A 21,174-nucleotide genomic window follows, 5' to 3' on the forward strand; every position below is an offset into this window, starting at 1 on the left:
CGGGCGGACAGGCCCAGGCTTGTCCGCGGCCGCTTCACCTCGGGTTGCTCGGGGATGGCTCATCGGCGCTATGCGCCGCACCGCCGACGAGATCGGGACCAACCCTTGCTTTGGCGAGAACACCGCTGGGCGCGGTGACAGGAAGAGACTGAACGTTATGAGCGGTAAGACCGGCATCAAGGCGGACTCGCCGGGCCTCTCCCGGGGGCCGGCGGCGGGCGCGGCGGCCGATGAGCCCACGACGCCCTCGGGGAGCTCCGGTGCCGCGGCGGTCCGCCGGCCTCGGCGCCGGATCGCGGCGGCGGGGCACCGTCGGCGTCGGGCCGGGACGTTGCTGGTGCTGACGCTGGCCACCGCACTGGCCGTCGTCGGTGGCGCGGCCTCGCCAGCGTGGGCGCACGCCATCCTGGAACGGGCCACCCCGGCCGGCGGCACCGCCGTCGCCACCGCACCGACGAACATCACACTGGGCTTCAGTGAGGCCGTCCGCACCGACGCGAACGCGATCCGTGTGATCGACACCCATGGCACCCGGGTGGACACCGGCGGCGCGCACAGCGGCGCACACGCCTCCGACGTGACCGTGGCCCTCAAGCCGGGGCTGCCGAAGGGGACGTACCTCGTCAGCTGGCGCGTCATCTCCGCCGACAGCCATCCGATCGCGGGTGGCTACGCCTTCGGGATCGGCGAGGCGCCGGCTGCCGGCGCCGCGGCGGCGGCGAGCGCCACCCCGAAGGGGTCGGCCCTCACCGGGTTCACCTTCGGCCTCGCGCGGCTGGTCGCGTTCGCCGGAATGGCGCTGCTGCTCGGCGCCGTGTTTCTCCTGGTGGCGCTCTGGCCGGGCGGGCTACGCCGCCGCGCGCCGCGGCTGCTGATCGTCGGCGGCTGGGTGGCGGTGTTCGTCGGGTCCGTCGCCTGTCTGCTCCTGCAGGGCGTCTACGCCTCGGGACTGGGGCTTTCGGCGCTGGCACGCTGGGATCCGCTCGGGGCCACGCTCGGGGACCGGTACGGCCGGCTCACCCTGATTCGCCTGCTGGCCCTGCTGCTCGCTCTTCCGCTGCTCCGAGGACTGGTCTGGACCCTCGCCGAGGGAGCCGCCGACAGCCCGCCGCCCGCCGGCGCGGTGCGGCCCTCGCGCTGGGTGATGGCCGAGCTCGGCGGCCTCGCCGTCGCGGTCGCCGCGACGACGGCGCTCGTCGGGCACGCGGGCGCGGGCTCGTGGTCCTGGCTCGCCGCCAGCAGCCTGACGGTGCACCTGCTCGCCATGTCGATCTGGCTGGGAGGCCTGGCCGTGCTCGCCGCCGGGCTCCTCGACCGGCGTGCCTCGGCGGCCGTGACGACGGGCGGCCAGGGCGTATCGGCCGGCTGGGCCTCCGCTGTCGAGCGGGGGAACGCCGGTGAGACGGACGAGGAGGCCGACCTCGCCGCCGCTCGTGCCTACCTGGACGAGCAGGGCGCCGAGGCCGTACCGGTGCCGGCGGCCCGGGCCGCGGAGCTTGCCTCGGTGCTCCCGCGCTGGTCACGCACGGCGATGGCCGCGGTCGCCGCGATCGTGGTCAGCGGCACCTACCAGACCTGGCGCGAGGTCGGCACGCTGCCAGCCCTGTTCGACACCGACTACGGGCGGTTGCTGCTCTACAAGCTCTGGTTCGTGCTGGCGATGCTCGGGATCGGCTACATCTCCCAGCGTTGGGTCAGGCACCACTATCGGCCGGTCGCGCTGGCCATGACAGCCGAGACGGATCCGGTGGGCCGCGGCGTGGCCCACCGGCGCGCCGCGGGTGGCGGCCTGGACGGCGCCAAGGCGGCCGCCGCACCCGTCGCACCCGCCACACCCGACGCGGACGGCTCCGGGCGGGAGGTCACCGTCGGAGCGCTCGCCGCGCTGCGGCGTGGGGTGATCGCCGAGGCGGTGATCGCGATCGCGGTGCTGGCCGTGACCGCCGTACTGATCAACCGTGTCCCCGGCCGGTCCTCGTACGCTCCGCCGTTCCACACGACAACCGTCGCCGGACCGCTCACCGTCGACGTGCGGGTGTCGCCCACCCGGATCGGCCTGGAGGGCATCGAGGTCACGGTGCGCGACCCGCAGGGACAGCCGCAACGGCTGGTCGAGGCGTCGGTGACGCTGTCGCTACCGGCGGCCCAGGTCGGCCCGCTCGAGGTACCGGTGGTCGCGGCCGGCACCGGGGCCCTGGTCACCCAGGACGCTCAGGTCCCGCTCCCCGGGGACTGGCGCATGACGATCACCCTGCGGATCAATGACTTCGACCAGTACTCGACCACCGTCACCTACCGCGTCCGCTGACCCGTGAGCGCGGCCTTCGGCCCGTCGGCCGACGGGCTGTCCGGGGGGCGAGACGGCGAAGAGGGCCGAATGCTGGAGACCGACCGAGAGCCACGGTGAAGAAGCCGCCGAGTGCCCGGTAGCGTCGGCATGCGCGCCGCCGGCCGAGTCGCCTCCCGCTGTGTGGGGCCGCGCCGTCGTCACGAGGCATGGGGCTCGTGCCGGCTGGCCGCTTCTCGTCGTGTGAGGCCGGCCGTCGCCGCGGCGGGTGGCCGGAGGACGGAGACGGCGGTGGACAGACGAGGGAGCGGATAGATGGGTGTTTCGGCTGGTCCGCTGGTAGCCGAGCTCTACCGGTACCCGGTGAAGGGGCTGTCCGCCGAGCCGATCGGCGAGGTCGCGCTGAGCGCCGACGAGGGCGTCCCCGGTGATCGGATGTTCGCACTCGCGCTGCCCGACACCGAGTTCGACGAGGACCATCCGGCGGCGCTGCACAAGACGCGGTTCCTGATGCTGCAGCGCGACGAGGCGCTCGCCAGGGTCCGCACCGGCTACGACCCGGTCACCGGCCAGCTCCGCGTCGACGACGGCATGCGCCGCTGGTCGGCCGACCTCGGCACCGCGGCCGGACGGCGCGCCGTCGAGGAGTACTTCGGCGCGCTCGCCACCCCGACCGCCGGCACATCCGGCGCCGCCCCGGGCCACGGCACGGACGGCACGGGCATGACGGACGTGACGGACACGGTCCACGGGCTGCCCCGACTGGTCGAGGCCCGTGGCGGCCACCGGTTCACCGACGCGGGGCCGGCCGGGCCGGACCTGATGCGCGCGGTCTCCGTCGTCAACCTGGCATCCGTGCGCGACCTCGCCGCGCGGGTCGGCCAACCGGTCCACCCGCTGCGGTTCCGGGCGAACGTCTACGTCGACGGCATCCCGGCCTGGGCCGAGCGTGACTGGATCGGTAAGGAGATCACCCTGGGCCCGGTGCGGGCCCAGGTGCTCTCCGTCACCCGGCGCTGCGCCGCGACCACCGTCAATCCGGATACCGCCGAGCGTGACCTCAAGGTCGTCAAGGAGCTTTCCGCCCACTACGGTCATACCGAATGCGGCATCTACGTCCAGGTGCGCGGCGCGGGCACGGTGCGCCCGGGCGATGCGGTGACGCCGCCCGCGCCCGCGTAACGCCGCTCACGCCGGACCACCGAGAACGACCCGCTGAAAGGCCGCGCGACAATGGCCGAGTCTTGCGCGGCCGGAGGTGCGCCGGTACCGCGCCGTGAAGGTTGCCGACGATGGACCAGGACCGGGAGGACTCGTGCGGGTCGTGATCGCCGAGGACTCGGTGCTGCTGAGGGAAGGGCTGTCCCGCCTGCTGACCGACGCGGGCTGTGAGATTGTGGCAGCGGTCGGTGACGGTCCTGCCCTGGTTGAGGCGATCGCCGCCCACCGACCGGACGTCTCGGTTGTCGACGTGCGAATGCCGCCGTCGCATCGCGACGAGGGGCTGCGGGCCGCGATCACGGCCCGCTCCACCGTGCCGGGCTCGCCGGTGCTGGTGCTCAGCCAGTACGTCGAGAAACAGTACGCGGCCGAGCTGCTCGCCGACGGCGCCGGCAGCATCGGCTACCTGCTCAAGGACCGTGTCGCCGATGTCCGGGAGTTCGTCGAGGCCGTCCGGCGGGTGGCCTCGGGCGGCACCGTGATGGATCCCGAGGTGGTCGCGCAGCTCCTCGTCCGCACACGGCGCGACGACCCGATGGCCTCTCTGACCCCGCGTGAGCGCGAAGTGCTGCGGCTGATGGCCGAGGGCCGCTCGAACGCGGCGATCGCCGGCGAGCTGGTGGTGAGCGCCGGCGCCGTCGAGAAACACATCTCCAACGTCTTCTCCAAGCTGGGCCTGGAGGCATCCGGCAGCGACCACCGCCGCGTGCTCGCCGTCCTCACCTACCTCCGCGAGTCCTAGGCCGAAGTCGCGCCCCCGGAGGATCGGCTAGCGCCGATCTTCCGGGGACCCCTGCGGCGATGATGGCGAAGCCTCGCGTCCGGGAGGCCGACAGACACGGCATAGCCCCGAGGCGGCGCGGCCGCGTTCAGACCGGGGCCGTCGTTCGAGCGAGGACTAGATGTTGGCCGTGTTTCCGGAGCCGACGGTGCCGGGAAGCGACGACGTGCCGCTGTTCGACTCGATGGTCGGAGGGTTCGTCGTCTTGGGCGCCGCGGGCGGCGTGCTCGGTGTGGACGACGTCGGCTGCGCGGGGGTGGTGGGAGCGCCGCCGTCGCCTGGCGTGGGCGAGGTCGTCGTACGGGTCGGTGACGGCGTGGGCGAGGTCGTCGTGCGCGTCGGTGACGGCGTGGGCGAGCTCGTGGTGCGCGTCGGTGACGGGCCGGAGCTGGTGCCCTTGGTGGTGGTCTCCGGCGGCGGTGGGGTCACGGGCGCCGACGAGGCGCCCGCCCGCGTCGGCGGCGCTGGTGTCGTCGTGGCGATCGGGCGGTCGTCGCTGACGAGCCGCGGCTGGCCTCCCGGGCCCGGGAGGCTGGAGACGCCGACGGTCGGGGCGGCCGTCGGCCCGGGCGGGGTCGGCCGGCCGGTCGCCCCCGTGCCGGCCGTCTTGCCCACCTCCAGCGAGGGAGCCACGATCGCGACGTCGGGAAAGTCCTGAGCGGACAGCTGGGCGGTCGGCGCCGGCCAGTTGAGCGCGGCGGTGATGCCCGCGACAGCGACGACCAGCGACGCCGCCACCGCGATCGCAGGACGGGTGCGCCAGTCCGGCCCGTGGCGGCGGCGCCCCTCGACGCCGTCGATCGGCACCAGCGGCGCGCCCTGGCCGTCGGCGTAGTAGTGGCCGTCGGCGTCGTACCGGTGGGCCGGGAACGGCACCACGTTCGGCTCGGCGAGCTCGCTCAGGTCGACGTCGACGGTCGGGGGGTCGACGTCGACGGCGGGGAGGTGCCCTGGGCTGGTGGCCGCGTCGGCTGCGCCCTGCCACTGGGCCGACTGCGCCTGCTGGGCGGCGTTCGCCGCATTGCCGTGGCCGACCGCGGCGTGGCTGGTTGCCGCGGAGTCGCCGCCGGAGGCCTTCGCGACGCCGACGGCGTGGCCGTGCGCCTCGGCGGCGTGGCCGTGCAGCCCGGCGGCGCCAGCCGGGTCGTGCCCGGCGGCCTTGGTCAGGTGGTCGGCGGCTGCCTGGGCGGCGTTTCCGCCGTCGGCGTGCGCCGCGCCGGCACTCTTTGTCGTCCCTTGGGCGGCCTTGGTCAGATGGTCGGCGGCTGCCTGGGCGAGGTTTCCGCCGTCGGCTTGCGCCGCGGCGGTCCCCTTGTCGGCCGCGGCCGCGGCGAGGTTCGACCCGGCCGATCCCGCGCCTCCGGCCGCGGCTGCGCCCGTGCCTCCGGTCGCGCCGGAGACGATGGTCGGGGCGTCGGCGAGGCCGGCCACGGCCACGGCCACGGCCCCAAGGCCGATCGCGCCCGCGACGTCGCGCCGGGTGGCGTCGACCTCGGTGTCGGTGTCGGGGTCCGAGTCGGCGAACGCGGCGGCGCCGGCCATCGCGATGGCGGCGCCGGTGGTGCGGACCGGCAGCCCGGACGACTCCATGCCGTAGTCCGTCCGGGCGGCGAGGCGCTCCTGGGCGGCTCGCTCGTGCGCGGCGGCGCTGGCGGCCCGGTCGAAGGTGCGCGCGAGGCCCGCGCGCAGGCTGGCCGGCGCGGGCACCACGGCTCCGTCGATCATGTCCTCGGCGCTGATGCCATGCGGCACGGGCGCGCTACGCGCCTGCGGCGACCCGGACCAGGCGAGGGCGCTGCCGCGGGCAAGCTCGAGCAGCCACGACCGCAGCCGGGCCGGCTCGCTCAGCGGGTTCATCCGGGTGCGGGCCACGAGGGCGAACGCCGTGCCGGCGGCGGCGCGGGCGACCGTCGGGTCCCCCAGAACGACAACGCACATCGAGAAGACGTCGTCCGCGTACCGATCGTAGAGATCGTCAAATGCCTGACGGTCACCGCGGCGTACTCGTGCCACCAGGTCCGCGTCGCCGTCCATATCGCCCGCCGCTCCTGTCGCTCTGTCGGACGCACCAATACTAGGAGCCAGGCCTTCGTTGGGCGTGAAGCTTGCAAAGATCGCCGTGTCGCGCGTTCGACAGCCCATCGGACTTGACGGCGATGGCCGTACTCGGCCCACGGGGTGCCGATCCGTGACACCTTCTCCGCGAACATGTTCTCATCTGGGGGGACCGGACGTACAGCAGGTTCTAGGGCGGATCACGTCCGTTATGGGACAACTTGCCTCCGCGCGGCGCCGCCGCGGACGGTCCGTCGGACCGCGCCAGGCCGCCGCCGGGCGTTGCCCCGCACAATCTGCGCCGCATGGTTGCGCCGGACCTGGAATCGTTTTCTGGGCGTCCGTGGTGTATCTGATGGGAAAATCCGAATGAACACCCGCGATTCCGTCAGGTATTCGCGGCGCGGCCACCATTGATGGCCGCCCACCCGCGGAACATCCGCGCCGAGCATTGGCCCGGCCTCAGCGTCAGTCCATCGTCGGAGGGGGCCGTCCATGACGAGGCGCTGCCCCGTACGGCGGGAGGCGTTCGACAGCTCTCCGGGTGCTGGCCCCGAACAGTGACGAGCCCGGCCGGTGGCTGCCACCGGCCGGGCTCGGGTGCCCGTCCGCGGCCGTGGGCGGCTGTCGGGCCACGCACGGGCGCTGGGGTACTGCGCAGCCTGGTTTACTACGGCTGCTGGGCCAGCTTGACCTGGACGGTCCGGGTCTGGCCGTCACGGCTGTAGGTGACCGTGACGTTGTTATTGACCTCGTGTGCCCGTACCGCCGCGATCAGCGAGTCGGTGTCAGTCACCGTCCGGTCGTCGAGCTTGGTGATGATGTCGCCGACCTGCAGACCGGCCTGCTCAGCCGGGCCACCGCCGACGAGGGACCGGATCTGGGCGCCCTCGCTGCTGGTGCTGGGCTGGTTGTTGTTGCCGTTGCCCACGTCCGACGCGCTGACGCCGAGATACGGGTGGGTGGCGTGGCCAGTCGCGATCAGTTGCTCGGCGATCTTCTGCGCGTAGTTGCTGCCGATCGCGAAGCCGACGCCGATGTTGCCGGACTGCTGCTGTTGCCCGAGCCCACTGCCGCTGTCGACAGTCGCGATCGCGCTGTTGATGCCAACGATCTGGCCCTTGCTGTTGACCAGCGGCCCGCCCGAGTTGCCCGGGTTGATCGCGGTGTCGGTCTGGATCGCGTCGAGCACCGCGTTCTGGTCCTGCACCTGGCTGTCGCCGGTGCGCACCGGCCGGTGCACGGCGCTGACGATGCCGGAGGTGACCGTCCCGGACAGGCCGAGCGGGCTGCCGACCGCGACCACCAGCTCCCCGATCTGCAGCGCGTCGGAGTCGCCGAACGTCGCCGCCGTGAGGCCGGTCTTATTGATCTTGACGACGGCGAGGTCCGAGCTGGGGTCGGTACCCACGACGGTGGCGTCGAGCTGCTCGCCGGTTTGCAGCGTCACGGTAAGCGATCCGCCGGACGAGGCGCCCGACACGACGTGGTTGTTGGTCAGGATGTATCCGTCCGCGCGGATGATCACGCCGGACCCGGTGCCGGCCTCGCTGCTCGACACCTCGGAGATCGTGACCACGCTCGGCAGGATGACCTGCGCGGCCTTGCTGACGGTGCCGTCGGCGGCCGGCGCCACGGGGGAGTTGTCGGTGTCACGGGTCAGCCCCGAGCCGGTGACGACCTGGGAGGAGCCGCTGTTGTCGGCCACCAGGGCTCCGACGCCGCCGCCGATGCCCCCACTGACGAGCACCAGCGCGACCGCCGCGGCGACCAGCCGGCGCCGGCCGCCCAGCGGGCCCGAGCGCGCGGGGCCCGGGCCCGGCCCGCCCGGCCCGACAGGACCGCCGGGGATACCACCGGCGGGTGAGCCATACCCGCCGGTGGGTGGCGGATACTGCGGGGCCGCCCATGGCTGGCCGGAAGGCGGGCCCGCGGACCAGGGTGGGGACGGTGGGGACGGCGGTGGGCCCCAAGGGGAGCCCTGGCCGGGACCAGTCGGCGGGTTGGGGCCCGGCGTGCCCTCGGTGTTGAACACCGTGTTCGTCGGGACCCCACCGGTCGCCGGACCGACGAGGACGGGGCCCGTGGCCGGGTTCATGCCGCCGGCATATGGCGTATGCCCGAACTCGCCGGGCGGCCCCTGTGGGGCCGCGCCGGGTCCGGTGTTCTCGGCCGAGCCCGTTACGGGCGGAGCCCAGGGCGAGCGGTACTCGGACGCGGCGTCAGGCACCTCCCGGGCATCGATTGGCCGGCCGGCCGCGTCGCTGTTGCCGAACGCGGTGGTGTTGAAGGTGGGACGCGTTGTCATGAGATGCACTTTCCCGGCGGACCCTGAGTGATTCCTGAAATCCATCCAACGTTTCCGCTAAGCGGTCTGCACAGGCTATCGGTTATCGGACTGACGGGTCCGGCGCGGGTCGGTCGGCCGACACACCCCTCCGCCGTCCTCGCGTGTCGTCCGTCGTCCGTCGTCCGCGGGCCGTGCCGGTGGCTGTGACGGCGGCCGCGTTGGCCGCGTCGGTCGCTGCGGGCCGGGCACGCGGGCCGACCGGCATGCCCTCCGCCGGGGCAGGAGATCACGTCGCCGCCGGGGCGGCGGGCGGCGTTCGCCGGCCGACCTCCGCGCGCGGTGTCGCGGATGTCGGGACGTCGGGTCCTGGGCGCCGTCGACGACGACCGGTACAGACGACGACCGGTACAAGGGCACACGGCGCATGGTTCCGCCAGCCGGCCAGGCCAGAGCAAGCCAGACCGGTGCGGCCAGGCCGTCAGAGGCTCGACTTCGTCCTGTTCGTGCCGGAGCCGGGCTCGCGGGTGGCGAGCAGGTCGCGGATCTCGATCAGCAGCCGGGCCTCGTCGGACAGCACGGGCTCCTCTTCGACGGGCACCTGATCATGCGCGCGCCGCTCGTTGAGCTTGGCCAGCGGCAACACGACCAGGAAGTAGATCACCGCGGCGACGGTCAGGAAGGTGATCGCACTGTTGATGAACCTCCCGTACAGGAACACGCTGTTGTGGATCTTGAAGTGCAGGGCGGAGAAGTCCTGCTTGCCGCCGATCGCCGCGATGAGCGGCGTGAAGATGTTCTCCACCAGCGACGTGACCAGCGCGGTGAACGCGAGGCCGACCACGACCGCCACGGCCAGGTCGATGATGTTGCCGCGCAGAATGAACTGCTTGAACCCCTTGAGCAGGTCCTGCATCGCTTTGAGCGTGTTCTGCATCGCTCCCCCTCGGTCTGTTCTTTCGGGCGCCGGTCCGCGTACCGCGCGCGGGCGCGGGACGCCTGCGCGGGCGCCCGCCCTGCTCCTCGCGGGTGCCGGGGTGGGGCGTCGTCCGACTGGTCACCGTAGACGAATGTCCCGAACGCCCGATTGGACGGTCCTGAATCGAACGAATCCGGAGGGGCGCCAGGGTGGCGCCGGATCGGTCTGACAGCGTTGCGTGACTGCCCTGTCTCCGCAGCGTGCCCAGCGGGCGGCATTCTGTCATGATTCCGCCATCTCATCCGCGTTAGTGCTCGGTCGACGGCTATGCGATCGAAATGCTCGGTGGCATGCTCAATGCCCTGTGGGCGACGAAGGTCCGGTTGATCAGGACCTGCCGCAATAGGGAACCAACAGCGGTGGTACACCGGTGTTGGGCAAATCTGGCATGAGTTCCGGATGGAGGCTGCCTGGTGACGGACGGTGCTCGCCGGCCCGGCCCGGTCGACCCGCGTCGGTCCGCGGTGACCGGACGTCGCGCCGACGAGTCCGACGGGTACCGGCAGGACAGCGACGGGCGTGCGCCGTACCCGCGCGACGACTACTACCGCGAGGAGCCGGAAGGCCGGCGTCCCGCTGGCGGGCGCGGCACCGGGCGCGAGGACATCGCAGACCGGCCGGGGGGCACCAGGCCAAGTTATGAGGGCGGCCGGACTCGCGCCGGCGGTGAACGAGGGAACGTCGGGCGCGGCGGCGACCGCGACGGATCCGGGTCTTGGCACCGCGATGAGCCCGCTGGGCGAGGCACCGGGCCAGCCCGTGACTACCGGAGCGATGGCGACGGCTCACCACGCCGGGGCGGCTACCAGGGCACGGGCGCCCGCCCGGCCGTCAGCCCGGGCCGTCAGGACGGCTGGGGCGACCGGAGACCGGCCGGGCGGACGAGCCCCGACGACGACCAGGATCCAGCTACCGACGGGCTGCCGGTTGGCATGGATCCGTCGGCCAGGGCCGGCGGCGGAACCGGCCGGTTCGCGTCAGCGCCCAGCCCGGCCGCCGGGGAGCGGGCCAGGGCCGACGGCCCCGACCGTGCCGGCGAGCGCCCCTGGCGTACCGGAGGGCGGGGCGGCGCGCCCAGGGATGACGACGCCGATGAGGATGGTTTCCAGCCTGGCCGCGGGACCGGCCCGCGCCGGACAGCCGCCGGAGCGACGTCCTCCAGGTTCGCCGCGTCGCCCGAGGGCTCCGGCCGCTTCGCCAAGATCAACGATTCCGACGATCCCGGCGACGGCCCCGAGAGCGGCCCCAGTTCCTCCGCCAAAGCGGCGCCCGATCCAAGCATGAGCCTGTTCCTGCGCCGGCTGGTGATCGCGCTGGTCTGGCTTGGGTTCGCGCTCGGCCTCGGTGTTGGCGCGGGTGTCGTCTGGGAGAAGATCCGCCCCAGCGGAGAGAGCGCCGTGGCGGCGACGTCAAGCGCCACCCCGACGGCTGTCACGTCCGCCCCGACCGGAGGGACGCCGGCACCCTCGCCAGGCGCGTCGGCGACCCCGGCCGTGCCATCGGACTGGGTTTCGTACACCACGACGGCCAGCAAGGCGAAGTCCACCTTCTCTCATCCCAGCAGCTGGGCGGTGCGAGAGGACTCCACCGGGGTGTTCTTCGGAGAGCCGTCCGGGCCGAGGATGATCGGCGTCGCTCGGCGGACCGGGGTCGACGGGGCCGGCGCGCTGTCCAAGGTGCAGGCACTCGAGTTCGGCGGGCAGCCGGGTCTCGCCGTCACCGGCTCCGGCGACGTCACCGACCCGGTGTCCGGCGCCAAGGTGCGTGAGCTGACCGGTACCTACACCAGGCAGGGGCAGAAGGTCTCGTATCTGATGCGCTCGGTCGACGCGCCCGGCGCCGTCTACATCCTGATCGTCCGGGTGCCCGCCGACTCCGACGCCGAACTCGACACCCTGATGACCTCGCTGCGTGCGTCCTTCCAACCCGCTGCCTGAGGCTGGCCGTGCCTGAGGCTGGCGCCTCGGGCGTCGCGTCAGCGGGCGACGGAGGCCGCGTGGGCGCGCGCCGTGCTCAACAGCTGCCAGAGCACTGACGCGGTGTCGAAGGCACTGGGGCCGGTGGCGGGCGGCCAGCCATGGTCGACGTCCGGCAGGTAGTAGTCGACCACCCGGGCTCCGGTGGCGCACGTCGACTCGGTGCGTACCACGGGTGCCGGGCTCGCCACCGGGTCGACCGTCACCAGCGTGAACGAGGGCGTCGTGGGCGCCGCGGTGGTCGAGGAAGGCGTCGGCGCGGCGGTGCCGCCCGCCGCGGGTCCGGATGCTGGGCCCCCGGAAGCGGCTGTCGGTTGGGCCTGAGGCGCGACCGCCGCGAGCACGGCTCGGATCTGGGCGGGGGTCACCGCCGCGCTGCTCGTGCTGAGGGCCGGCGACAGCCGGGGCGCGCCGTCCTGGCCGGTGGCCGTGACGTCGCCCGGGCGGGTCGGCGCCTCGCAGCGGTCGGCCGCTCGGAACGGGGCAAGGCTCTGCTCGGTCGAGGTGATCGGTGTGCCGAGCGCGGGCTGCCAGGGCGTCCCGGCGCCGGGCACGTGCCCGTCCTTGCCACCGTGTACCGAGACGACCGTGACCGGCGCATTCGGGCGGCAACCCAGCTGCTGCAGGCTGCCGGCGACAACCGCGATCCCCGCGACGTCCTCGGGATGATCGCAGGCGTACCGGTAGGCCATCATTCCGCCGTTGGAGAGGCCGATGATGACCACCCGCGCCGGATCGATCGGGTAGTTGCTCTCCAGGTGCTGGATCAGCGCGTGCAGCCAGCCGACGTCATCGACGGAGGCGTTGGCCGCCTCGTCGCAGCAGGTGCCCGCGTTCCAGGACCCGTCGATGCCGTCCGGACTGACCAGCGCGAAGCCAGCCGTCTTGGCCAGCTTGTCCAGGCCCCACCCGGCCGCCTCGCTGCCGTCGTGGAAGAGGCTGTGCAGCGCGATGACCAGCGGGTACGGCCCCGCGGTGTCGGCGCCCGGCAGCACCAGCCGTAGGTTGCCGGGCCGGCCGGAGCGTTCGTATGCGTCCGGGCCGGCCGTGTGCGTCACGACGGCGGCCGCGGCTGGCGTGGGACCGGCTCCGGCCTGGGTGGCGGGTCGGTCGTCGGCGAGGATTCCGCATCCGGCAGTGGCGGGCACCGCGAGCGTGAGGCTGAGAAGCCAGACCGTGGCGGCCCGGCGGCAACGGACGGCCGACACAATGCCCATTCTGTCCGGTAACGCCCAGGCACTCGACCTCTGGTTGCCCGTCATGGCCGTCGGTACTCGCTTTGCCACATCTTGCCGAGACTCGCGAAGTTCCACCCGCCACCGGCCGCTGGCGGCGCCGGTGGCCTGGCCGGGTCTCGTGCGGCCGAGCCTGCACGAGAGGATGCCGAGACATGTGCGTCAGTGAGCCGGCAGGTCGACGGCGCGCCACAATTCGCTCGCGGAGTGTCACCTCAGGGTGGTCCGTGGCGGCCTCGTGTCGTGAATTTCCGCGGGAGCGGACCTGCCAGCGCTCGCTGCCGCGGCGGAAACCCGCGAAGGCGGTGAGCCGGCCTCGCCGGGCCGTCGCCGCGCTCTGGCGGCGTCCCACCAGTCCGCCCGCTGACCGACGAGAATCCTCCCGATCGCCGTGCTCGGGAGCCCCGCCGGCCGTGGCACCCGCTGTGTCGATGGGTGCGTACCGCGCTGTGCCGACGGGTGCGTACCGCTTACTGGCGCGGGGCGGTTGGTGGTCGGTCGGCGCCGAGCCTCGTCGATCCGGCGGTCCACCCGCGTGGTGCTGGGCATGCTGACCAACGGCGGGTTCAGGCTGACGAACGGCGGGGTTCGGCTGACGGATCAGTGTGCCCGGCTCTTCGTCGATCCTCCGGCCTGCCCGGATGGCGCCGGTGCGCTGACCAGCGGCAAGGCCGGGTTGGCAGATCGACGGGGCGGGCGGTTTCGGCGAACCATTGGGCGTCGCCGGCCTAACTGCGGCACTCTGGGAGTGGGCACCAGCGCGGGCGCTGAGGACGGCGCCGACACACGTCGCACCGCCAGGCGAGGCAGGAGACGCGACCGGAGCGAGCAATCAGCAATCCGGAGGGATAACTCTCGGTGGACGAGGTATCGGACATGGACCGTTCCCGCCTGCTCCTTGGGTGGCTGGCGGCACGGCGGGCGGTGGACCACTGCCTCTCGGACCTGCTGGCCGCCGGACCGGCGGGTGAGCGGCGGGTCCGCGCTCAGCTCGCGCTCGTCGACGACCTGGAAAGCCGGGCTCAGGCCGCCTTCGACCGCTACCGTTCGGCCGCCGTGAAGACCGGCCCCACCCCCATGCAGGACTCCCACCGTCCACATCTCAACATCGTCCGCGGTGACCGAGCCTAGAGCCTTTGGGATCCTGACCCCGTACATGTGAGTGAGGTCCTCAGGCAGCAAGCCGGATGCGCGCTCGGGCGCCACTTTCCGACCGATTCGCGAACAGACCGGGCCGGGCCGGGCCTGTGTTTCGTCGGTCCGGGACGCGGCCTCGGAGCGACATGACGGGCTCTGCCGAAACTGCCAACACTCAGCGAACGGGGACAAGCCACCCGGCGTCCCGATCCGCGAGTACCCCGATCGCGGTCGCGCCTCCGTACGCCCCCCTCCGAGCGTAGGGTCGGCGCGACCGCGGCCGGGCGGGACCGTCCTAGACGAGTGGAACCCTCCTAGTCCACACGTCCGTGGTCCCAGCGGCGGAGGGATCCCCATCGCCTCCGCCTAGCCTGGACATTCCGTACCCACCTGCCGCCGACCCAAGCCGCGACTTCGGGCCTGACCAGCGACGTTATGGCCACCTACCCAGCTGAGCCGGGCTTACGCACCCAATATGAGTCGGCTGAAGCTGGGAGCGTCCAGCCAAGGTTCGGGCATCCAACGGGCGACTGACCACCGCATCCCGACTTCCGGGGCTGTCGGATGACCGACAGCCCGCGTGTCTTGCGCTAGCCCCGACCCGGCACCCGACGAACCGCACAAGTCGCCCCCCTCGGGCGCCACCGGCCCCCCGGCGGAGTGGCGCCGTTCCAGCGACCAGCAAGCGCACCTCAACCACAACTGGTGACAGCGCATCGGCGCAGTGCCAACCCGACCACGTCGTCAGTCTGGTCCCAGCCCCACCACCGCCAAATGCCAGGACCCGGAGCCACGCGGGGAGGACGCTCAGCGTCCGACAGGCGGCGCCCGGCGGCGGGCGCGGACCGTCCGGCCGCGGGACCGCCTCACCCACAACTGGTGACAGCGCATCGGCGCAGTGCCAACCCGACCACGTCGTCAGTCTGGTCCCAGCCCCACCACCGCCAAATGCCAGGACCCGGAGCCACGCGGGGAGGACGCTCAGCGTCCGACAGGCGGCGCCCGGCGGCGGGCGCGGACCGTCCGGCCGCGGGACCGCCTCACCCACAACTGGTGACAGCGCATCGGCGCAGTGCCAACCCGACCACGTCGTCAGTCTGGTCCCAGCCCCACCACCGCCAAATGCCAGGACCCGGAGCCACGCGGGGAGGACGCTCAGCGTCCGACAGGCGGCGCCCGGCGGCGGGCGCGGACCGTCCGGCCGCGGGACCGCCTCACCCACACCTGGTGACAGCGCATCGGCGCAGCGCCAACCCGACCACCTCGTCAACCCGGTCCCAGCCCCACCACCGCCAAATGCCAGGACCCGGAGCCACGCGGGGAGGACGCTCAGCGTCCGACAGGCAGGGCGGCGCGTCCAGCGCCCGCACGCCTTAGGCGATGATGTCGACCGGGGTGCCGGTCGGCACGGTTCCCGCGAGACGAGTGATGGCGTCGTTGCTGAGCCGGATGCACCCGTGGGAGACGTCCTGGCCGAGCAGCTGCGGCTGGTTGGTGCCGTGGAGGCCGATCACCGGATCCTGGCCTTCGAAGGAGTCGAGGGTCGTGGAGAAGCCGTTGAGACCGAATGCGTACGGACCATACGGTCCGTTCGGGTTCGGTGGCTTCAGTAGCTCCGCGAGGTAGAACCGGCCGCCCGGCGTCGGAGTGTCCGAGGTTCCGATCGCGACCTTCTCCACGGCGATCGAAGCGTCCGACTTGTAGAGCGTGAGGGTGTGCTGGCCGCGGGACACCACGATCCGGTACGGAGTGCTGCTTGCGGTCACCTGCTCGGCTTTGACCCAGCCAGTCGAGCCGTTTGGCTGGACTGGCAGCAGGACCTGCCACCAGCCCGGCATCTTGGCCGTGACGAGGAGGACGAGCTTCGCGCCGTCCTGGTTTGGGTTTGCCAGCCGTAGCTTCGGGGTCGCGGCGGCGGCGGGCGCCCCGGGCGCGGGGTAGACCGCGACCGAGTTACCGGTCGCGGCCAGGATCGTGCTGTCCACGCCAACCCCGGCCACGGCGGCCAGCTGGGTCTTCACCGGGTCCGGCATCTGGGTGGGGGTGGCCTCCGGGGCCCCGCCGCCCCCACAGCCGGCCGCGGTGACGGCGGCGAGAGCCGCCACCACCGTGGCGCGAGCGATCTTGCCGGAGAACCTCATGATCAGCCGGTGAAGTGCGGGGTGCCGGGGACGGCCGCGGCGGGCGGGGCGACCGGCAGGTTGGCCGGGATGGCCGGGACGGCCGGAGCGCCGGGGCAGGTCGAGAAACCGACGGCGGGGATCGCGACCAGCAGGACGTTGGTCGCGGCGTCCCATGGCGAGGCGATCACGGCCTTCGAGTGGCTGTTGAGCTTCTGGGTCTCGCCCGGCGCGATCGTCGAGATGCCGCCGCCGAGGTTGATGTCGAACCAGCCGAAGCCGAGCGCCTTGGCGCCGGTGTTCTTGATCGTCCAGTCCGGGCCGTTCGGGCCGCAGGTGGCGGTGATGAGCAGCGGGTTGACCTCGAAGTCCTCGATGCCGTTGATCTCCTTGTCACAGGGGACCTTGATCGGCGAGAAGGAGTTGAAGGTGTCGCAGCCCTTCTTGAAGTCGATCTCACCGAAGCCCGGGACGACGATCACGCCGGGCGTGCCGGTGGCCGTCGGGCTCGCGGACGTCACCGCGGTACTGGTGAGGCTGGCCTCGGGCGTTGGCGTCCCAGTCGAGGTAGCCGTGGCGGTGGGCAGGGTGATCGCTGGCGGGCTGACGGTCACGGCGAGGCCGTTCGTCAGAGGAGTCGCCGTGGCCGTGGGGCTCGCTGACGGGCTGGTGGTCGCTTCGGGGCTCGTGCTCGGTGAGGGGGAGGCCGCCCACGCCGGACCACCCACGGCGATCACCGCCGCGCCGACAGCGCCGGCCATGACGGCCCGCATTCTGGATTTACGCATGAATCCGTCTCCCTCACAGGACCGGCCCGCACGGTTGCCACCCGCGGGGCTAGTTGGCCGGAGCCGACGGGGGCACTTCCCCTGCGCGCACCGATGCCGGTGAGGAACGGTACCAACGACGCATAGCGGATACACAGGCGGGTTGCGGTCTAGAGCTGCCGTTGGGTGTCGGTTTCTGTATAGGAAGCTTGTCCTACTACGAAGGGTGAAATTTGCCATCCAGTGACAAACCCATGGTGGCCTCGCCAAACCCACGCTGGAGCACGCCAAGCAGATGGCAGCCAGTCCGGTCATCAGGAGGAAGAGCCGATGCGGCCCAGGAGCCGGAAGGCAACCGCCCCCACGCGAAACGGCCGGTCCCGCTCCCGGAGGAGAACCGGACCGGCCGTTCTGTCGATCGCCGGACTCACGCGCGGATACCCGCGCTCATCGCACACCGCGCCGTGACGGTCCGTGGCAACTACAGGTGTTCGACCACGAACTCGATCGCGCCGGTGAGCGCCTCCACGTCGGCCGGGTCGACCGCCGGGAAGCAGGCGATCCGCAGCTGGTTGCGGCCGAGCTTGCGGTACGGCTCGACGTCGACGACGCCGTTCGCGCGCAGCGCCTTCGCGACCGCCGCCGCGTCCACTCCGTCGAAGTCGATCGTGACGACCACCTGCGAGCGGTGCGCCGGGTCGGTCACGAACGGCACCGTGTACGAGGTCTTCTCGGCCCAGGTGTAGAGGATCGAACTCGACTCGGCGGTCCGCGACACACACCAGTCCAGACCACCCTGCCCGAGCATCCAGTCGAGCTGCTCGGCGAACAGGAACAGCGTCGCCACCGCCGGGGTGTTGTACGTCTGGTCCTTGGTGGAGTTGTCCAGCGCCGTGGTCAGGTCCAGGAACGGCGGGATCCACCGGTCCGTCGCCTTGATCTTGGCGAGCCGGCCGACGGCCGCGGGCGACATCAGCGCCACCCACAGCCCGCCGTCCGAGCCGAAGCACTTCTGCGGCGCGAAGTAGTAGACGTCCGCCTCGGACACGTCGACCGGCAGGCCGCCAGCGCCGGAGGTGGCGTCGACCAGGTGGAGCGCGCCCTCGTCGGCGCCGACCGGCCGGCGCACCGGCTTGGCCACGCCCGTGGACGTCTCGTTGTGCGGCGTCGCGTAGACGTCGACACCGGCCAGCGGCGACCAGTCCGGGTACGTGCCCGGCACGGACTTCACCACCGACGGCTCGGCCAGGAACGGCGCGCCCTTGGTGGTGTCCGCGAACTTTCCACCGAACTCGCCGAAGACGAGGTGCTGCGACCGCTCGCGGACGAGGTTGAACGCCGCCGCGTCCCAGAACGCGGTGGACCCGCCCACGCCGAGCACGACCTCGTAGCCGTCAGGCGGCGAGAACAGCTGGGTGATTCCGGAGCGGACGCGGCCGACCAGGCTCTTCACCGGCTTCTGCCGGTGAGAGGTCCCGAGCAGCTCGGCGCCGCTGGCGGCCAGGGCCGCCACCGCCTCCGGCCGGATCTTCGACGGGCCGCAGCCGAACCGGCCATCGGCCGGCCGAAGCTCGTCGGGCAGGACGATTTCAGGCACTGGTGACATCCCCCAGGGGCCGCGGCGCCGGACCGACGTAGCGCGCGGACGGCCGAATAAGCCGGCCGGTGCGCTTCTGCTCCATGACGTGCGCGCTCCAGCCCGCGGTCCGGGCACAGGTGAACATGGACGTGAACATATGCGCCGGCACCTCGGCGAAGTCGAGTACCACGGCCGACCAGAACTCGACGTTCGTGCGCAGCGGCCGGTCCGGGTAGCGGTTGGTGAGCTCCTCGATCGCCGCCGCCTCCAGCGCCTCGGCCACCTCGTAGCGGGGCGAGCCGAGGTCGCGGGCAGTGCGCCGCAGCACCCGGGCGCGTGGGTCCTCGGCCCGGTACACCCGGTGGCCGAAGCCCATCAGCCGCTCGTGGTTGTCCAGCGCGCGCTTCACATAGCCGACCGGGTCGCCGGTGCGCTCCACCTCGTCGAGCATGGCGAGCACCCGGGACGGCGCGCCGCCGTGCAGCGGCCCGGACAGGGCGCCAACCGCGGCGGACAGGGCCGCCGCGCAGTCCGCGCCGGTGGAGGCGACCACGCGCGCGGTGAACGTCGACGCGTTCATGCCGTGCTCGGCGGCCGATACCCAGTACGCGTCGACGGCCTGGACGTGCTTGGGGTCCGGCTCGCCGCGCCAGCGAATCATGAACCGCTCGGTGATCGTGCGCGCCTTGTCGACCTCGGTCTGCGGCACCGCCGGCTGACCGAGGCCACGGGCGGACTGCGCGACGAACGACAGCGCCATCACGGAGGACCGGGCGAGGTCCTGGCGGGCCTGCTCATCCGGAATGTCGATCAGCTGGCCGAAGCCCCAGTACGGGGCGAGCATGGCCAGCGCGCTCTGCACGTCGACTCTTATATCGCCGGAGTGCACCGGCACGGGGAACGGCTCCGCCGGCGGCAGGCCCGGCTCGAAGGAGCCATCGACCAGCAGCCCCCATACGTGGCCGTAGTCGACCTTGCCGACGAGATCCTCGATGTCGACGCCGCGATAGCGCAGCGCGCTACCTTCCTTGTCCGGCTCGGCGATCTCGGTCTCAAAGGCGATCACGCCTTCCAGACCGGGCTTGAAATCGCTTGTCTTCTCGGCCATCGAGTCCGGATCTCCGCTCTATGTATCGCAGTGATTGCGGCGTCCCCCCGCGGCGAGCATCCTGCCGCCCGGGGCCCGGCGACGCCACGAACAGGCCCCACCGACCATCCAACTCCTGGGACGGGACGATCGCCCTGTCCAGGGCCACAGGGAAACCCCCAGTGACGGGGAGGTGTCGTACTTCACACCCGGCGAAGCTGTTGGGTAGGTGAAACCTCCGTGTTACGGAGAGAACGCCGTCTCGACGCCGCGGCGCCGCCCTCCGCGCGGGGTTCCGGTGCCCGCCCCCCGCCGCCCGATGCCAGGATCGGCCCATGGCCGCCCCCGAGCCCGCGTCCACCCGGCCGCGGCCCATCCAGCCAACAACGCATCAGCCGCGCCCCGGCCAGGCACCGCCCGGCCATCCGCACCCGGCTCGCGTCCCGGCGGAGACCGATACCCAGCTCGGCGCCGACCTCGCCGCGGTGCGCCGCGGCTACGGCGGTGGACGGCTCGAGGAGGGCGATCTGGCACCGACCTGGATGGAGCAGTTCGCGCGATGGTTCGCTGACGCGGCCGCGGCGGGCTCCGGAATCGTCGAACCGAACGCGATGGTGTTCGGTACCGCCGACGCCGCCGGGCGCCCGAGCGCCCGCACGGTGCTGCTGAAGGGCTTCGGCGCCGAGGGCTTCTTGCTGTTCACCAACTACACCTCCCGCAAGGGCACGGAAAGCGCCGCCAACCCGCACGGGAGCCTGGTCTTTCCCTGGTACGCGCTGGAACGCCAGGTGATCGTGGTTGGCACCGTGGAACGAGTGTCCGCGCAACGTTCCGCCGAGTACTTCCACTCCCGCCCGCGGGGCAGCCAGCTGGGCGCCTGGGCCAGCCACCAGTCGGCGGTGCTCTCGTCGCGAGCCGAGCTGGAACGCCGGGACGCGGAGCTCGTCGAGCGCTGGCCGCCGGGGACGCCGATCCCGGTCCCGCCGTTCTGGGGCGGGCTGCTCGTGGTCCCGGAGACGGTCGAGTTCTGGCAGGGCCGCCCCGACCGCCTACACGACCGCCTCCGCTACCGCCGCGCCGACGACACCTGGCTGGTCGAACGCCTCGCGCCTTGACATTGGTTCGCTCCGTGCGGGCACGGCGCTCCGGCCCCTTACTCGCTTCGCTCCCAAGGGACCTCCGCGCCGTGTCCTCCTCCGCGAACGTGCCCTCCGGCGACCTCCGCTGCGGCCCAACCACCTTCGCTTCGCTCGGTGGCCGGGCCTCCGCGGAGGCGCGCCTCCGGGCCAGCACGGTTGCTTTGCGCTCGGACAGCGCGGGACCACATAACCGTGTGCGGGGCCACGTCGCTTCGCTCGTGGGGTGGGGTTCGCTCCCGACCGACCGGTACGGGAGTGCTTGGCCCGGTACCGGTCCAGACACCCACGAGCGAAGCGAAGTGGCCTACGGATGTGCCGCTTTGGGTTGGTGACGTTCAGCGGCGGGTGACCGTGCGGGCGCGAAGGCGCGCCTCGCGGAGGCCCGGCCCACGAGCGCAGCGAGGTGGGCCGGGCCGCAGCGAGGTCGCCGTAGCGCCCGTGAGCGGAGGAGGACGGCGCGCGGAGGTCCCGTGGGAGCGAAGCGAGTACGGGGCCGGAGCGCGCCGCCCGCACGGAGCGAACCA

The 21,174-nt window shown here is 72.5% G+C and carries 14 protein-coding genes; 6 read left to right on the forward strand and 8 right to left on the reverse strand.

Annotation, left to right across the window (positions count from 1 at the left end; genetic code table 11):
* Positions 1-157: 157 nt before the first annotated feature.
* From QOZ89_RS36085 to QOZ89_RS36095, 3 genes are all read left to right on the forward strand, one after another.
* Entirely contained in the window at positions 158-2,308 is a 2,151-nt protein-coding gene (locus QOZ89_RS36085; RefSeq protein WP_312628358.1) for a copper resistance protein CopC, read from the forward strand.
* A 294-nt stretch (positions 2,309-2,602) separates the two neighbouring features.
* Positions 2,603-3,469, forward strand: a complete 867-nt coding sequence (locus QOZ89_RS36090) for an MOSC domain-containing protein (protein WP_312628360.1) — start codon at positions 2,603-2,605, stop codon at positions 3,467-3,469.
* A gap of 133 nt (positions 3,470-3,602) precedes the next feature.
* The gene (locus tag QOZ89_RS36095; RefSeq protein ID WP_071046924.1) at positions 3,603-4,250 is read left to right on the forward strand and encodes a response regulator transcription factor; all 648 of its coding nucleotides are present in this window, start codon (positions 3,603-3,605) and stop codon (positions 4,248-4,250) included.
* Positions 4,251-4,406: 156 nt separating this feature from the next.
* Here the strand turns inward: QOZ89_RS36095 and QOZ89_RS36100 are convergent, their stop codons facing one another.
* From QOZ89_RS36100 to mscL, 3 genes are all read right to left on the reverse strand, one after another.
* Complete coding sequence (locus tag QOZ89_RS36100; RefSeq protein WP_312628362.1) at positions 4,407-6,323, reverse strand: RNA polymerase subunit sigma; 1,917 nt, start codon at positions 6,321-6,323, stop codon at positions 4,407-4,409.
* A gap of 691 nt (positions 6,324-7,014) precedes the next feature.
* Entirely contained in the window at positions 7,015-8,652 is a 1,638-nt protein-coding gene (locus tag QOZ89_RS36105) for a S1C family serine protease (protein WP_071046926.1), read from the reverse strand.
* A 460-nt stretch (positions 8,653-9,112) separates the two neighbouring features.
* Positions 9,113-9,568 (reverse strand): large conductance mechanosensitive channel protein MscL, encoded by a 456-nt coding sequence (gene mscL, locus QOZ89_RS36110; protein WP_241841504.1) that lies wholly within the window; start codon positions 9,566-9,568, stop codon positions 9,113-9,115.
* 455 nt (positions 9,569-10,023) lie between these two features.
* Between mscL and QOZ89_RS36115 the strand changes: the two genes are divergently transcribed.
* Entirely contained in the window at positions 10,024-11,547 is a 1,524-nt protein-coding gene (locus QOZ89_RS36115; protein WP_312628366.1) for a hypothetical protein, read from the forward strand.
* A gap of 38 nt (positions 11,548-11,585) precedes the next feature.
* On the opposite strand, the gene QOZ89_RS36120 is transcribed toward QOZ89_RS36115, so the two are convergent.
* Positions 11,586-12,803, reverse strand: coding sequence for a CE1 family esterase (locus QOZ89_RS36120; RefSeq protein WP_071046928.1), 1,218 nt, complete (start codon positions 12,801-12,803; stop codon positions 11,586-11,588).
* Between the two features lie 876 nt (positions 12,804-13,679).
* Between QOZ89_RS36120 and QOZ89_RS36125 the strand changes: the two genes are divergently transcribed.
* On the forward strand, positions 13,680-13,952 hold the full coding sequence (locus QOZ89_RS36125) for a hypothetical protein (RefSeq protein WP_071046929.1): 273 nt from the start codon (positions 13,680-13,682) through the stop codon (positions 13,950-13,952).
* Positions 13,953-15,331: 1,379 nt separating this feature from the next.
* Here QOZ89_RS36125 and QOZ89_RS36130 read toward each other — a convergent pair.
* The 4 genes from QOZ89_RS36130 to QOZ89_RS36145 all read right to left on the reverse strand — a co-directional run bounded on the left by QOZ89_RS36130 (position 15,332) and on the right by QOZ89_RS36145 (position 19,532).
* The gene (locus QOZ89_RS36130) at positions 15,332-16,099 is read right to left on the reverse strand and encodes a L,D-transpeptidase (RefSeq protein WP_071046930.1); all 768 of its coding nucleotides are present in this window, start codon (positions 16,097-16,099) and stop codon (positions 15,332-15,334) included.
* A gap of 2 nt (positions 16,100-16,101) precedes the next feature.
* A complete protein-coding gene (locus tag QOZ89_RS36135) occupies positions 16,102-16,866 on the reverse strand; it encodes a hypothetical protein (protein WP_312628371.1) in 765 nt (254 codons plus the stop codon).
* Between the two features lie 460 nt (positions 16,867-17,326).
* Positions 17,327-18,451 (reverse strand): phosphoserine transaminase, encoded by a 1,125-nt coding sequence (serC, locus tag QOZ89_RS36140; protein WP_312628373.1) that lies wholly within the window; start codon positions 18,449-18,451, stop codon positions 17,327-17,329.
* On the reverse strand, positions 18,435-19,532 hold the full coding sequence (locus tag QOZ89_RS36145) for a citrate synthase 2 (RefSeq protein WP_071046933.1): 1,098 nt from the start codon (positions 19,530-19,532) through the stop codon (positions 18,435-18,437). The genes serC and QOZ89_RS36145 overlap by 17 nt, the downstream gene beginning before the upstream one ends.
* A gap of 314 nt (positions 19,533-19,846) precedes the next feature.
* Between QOZ89_RS36145 and pdxH the strand changes: the two genes are divergently transcribed.
* Positions 19,847-20,626 carry a pyridoxamine 5'-phosphate oxidase gene (pdxH, locus tag QOZ89_RS36150; protein ID WP_083418163.1) on the forward strand — a complete coding sequence of 260 codons (780 nt, stop codon included), beginning with the start codon at positions 19,847-19,849 and terminating at the stop codon, positions 20,624-20,626.
* Positions 20,627-21,174: the final 548 nt, after the last annotated feature.

Origin of the sequence: Pseudofrankia coriaricola (assembly GCF_032027725.1) — a bacterium.
In the GTDB taxonomy this organism is placed as follows: Bacteria; Actinomycetota; Actinomycetes; order Frankiales; family Frankiaceae; genus Pseudofrankia.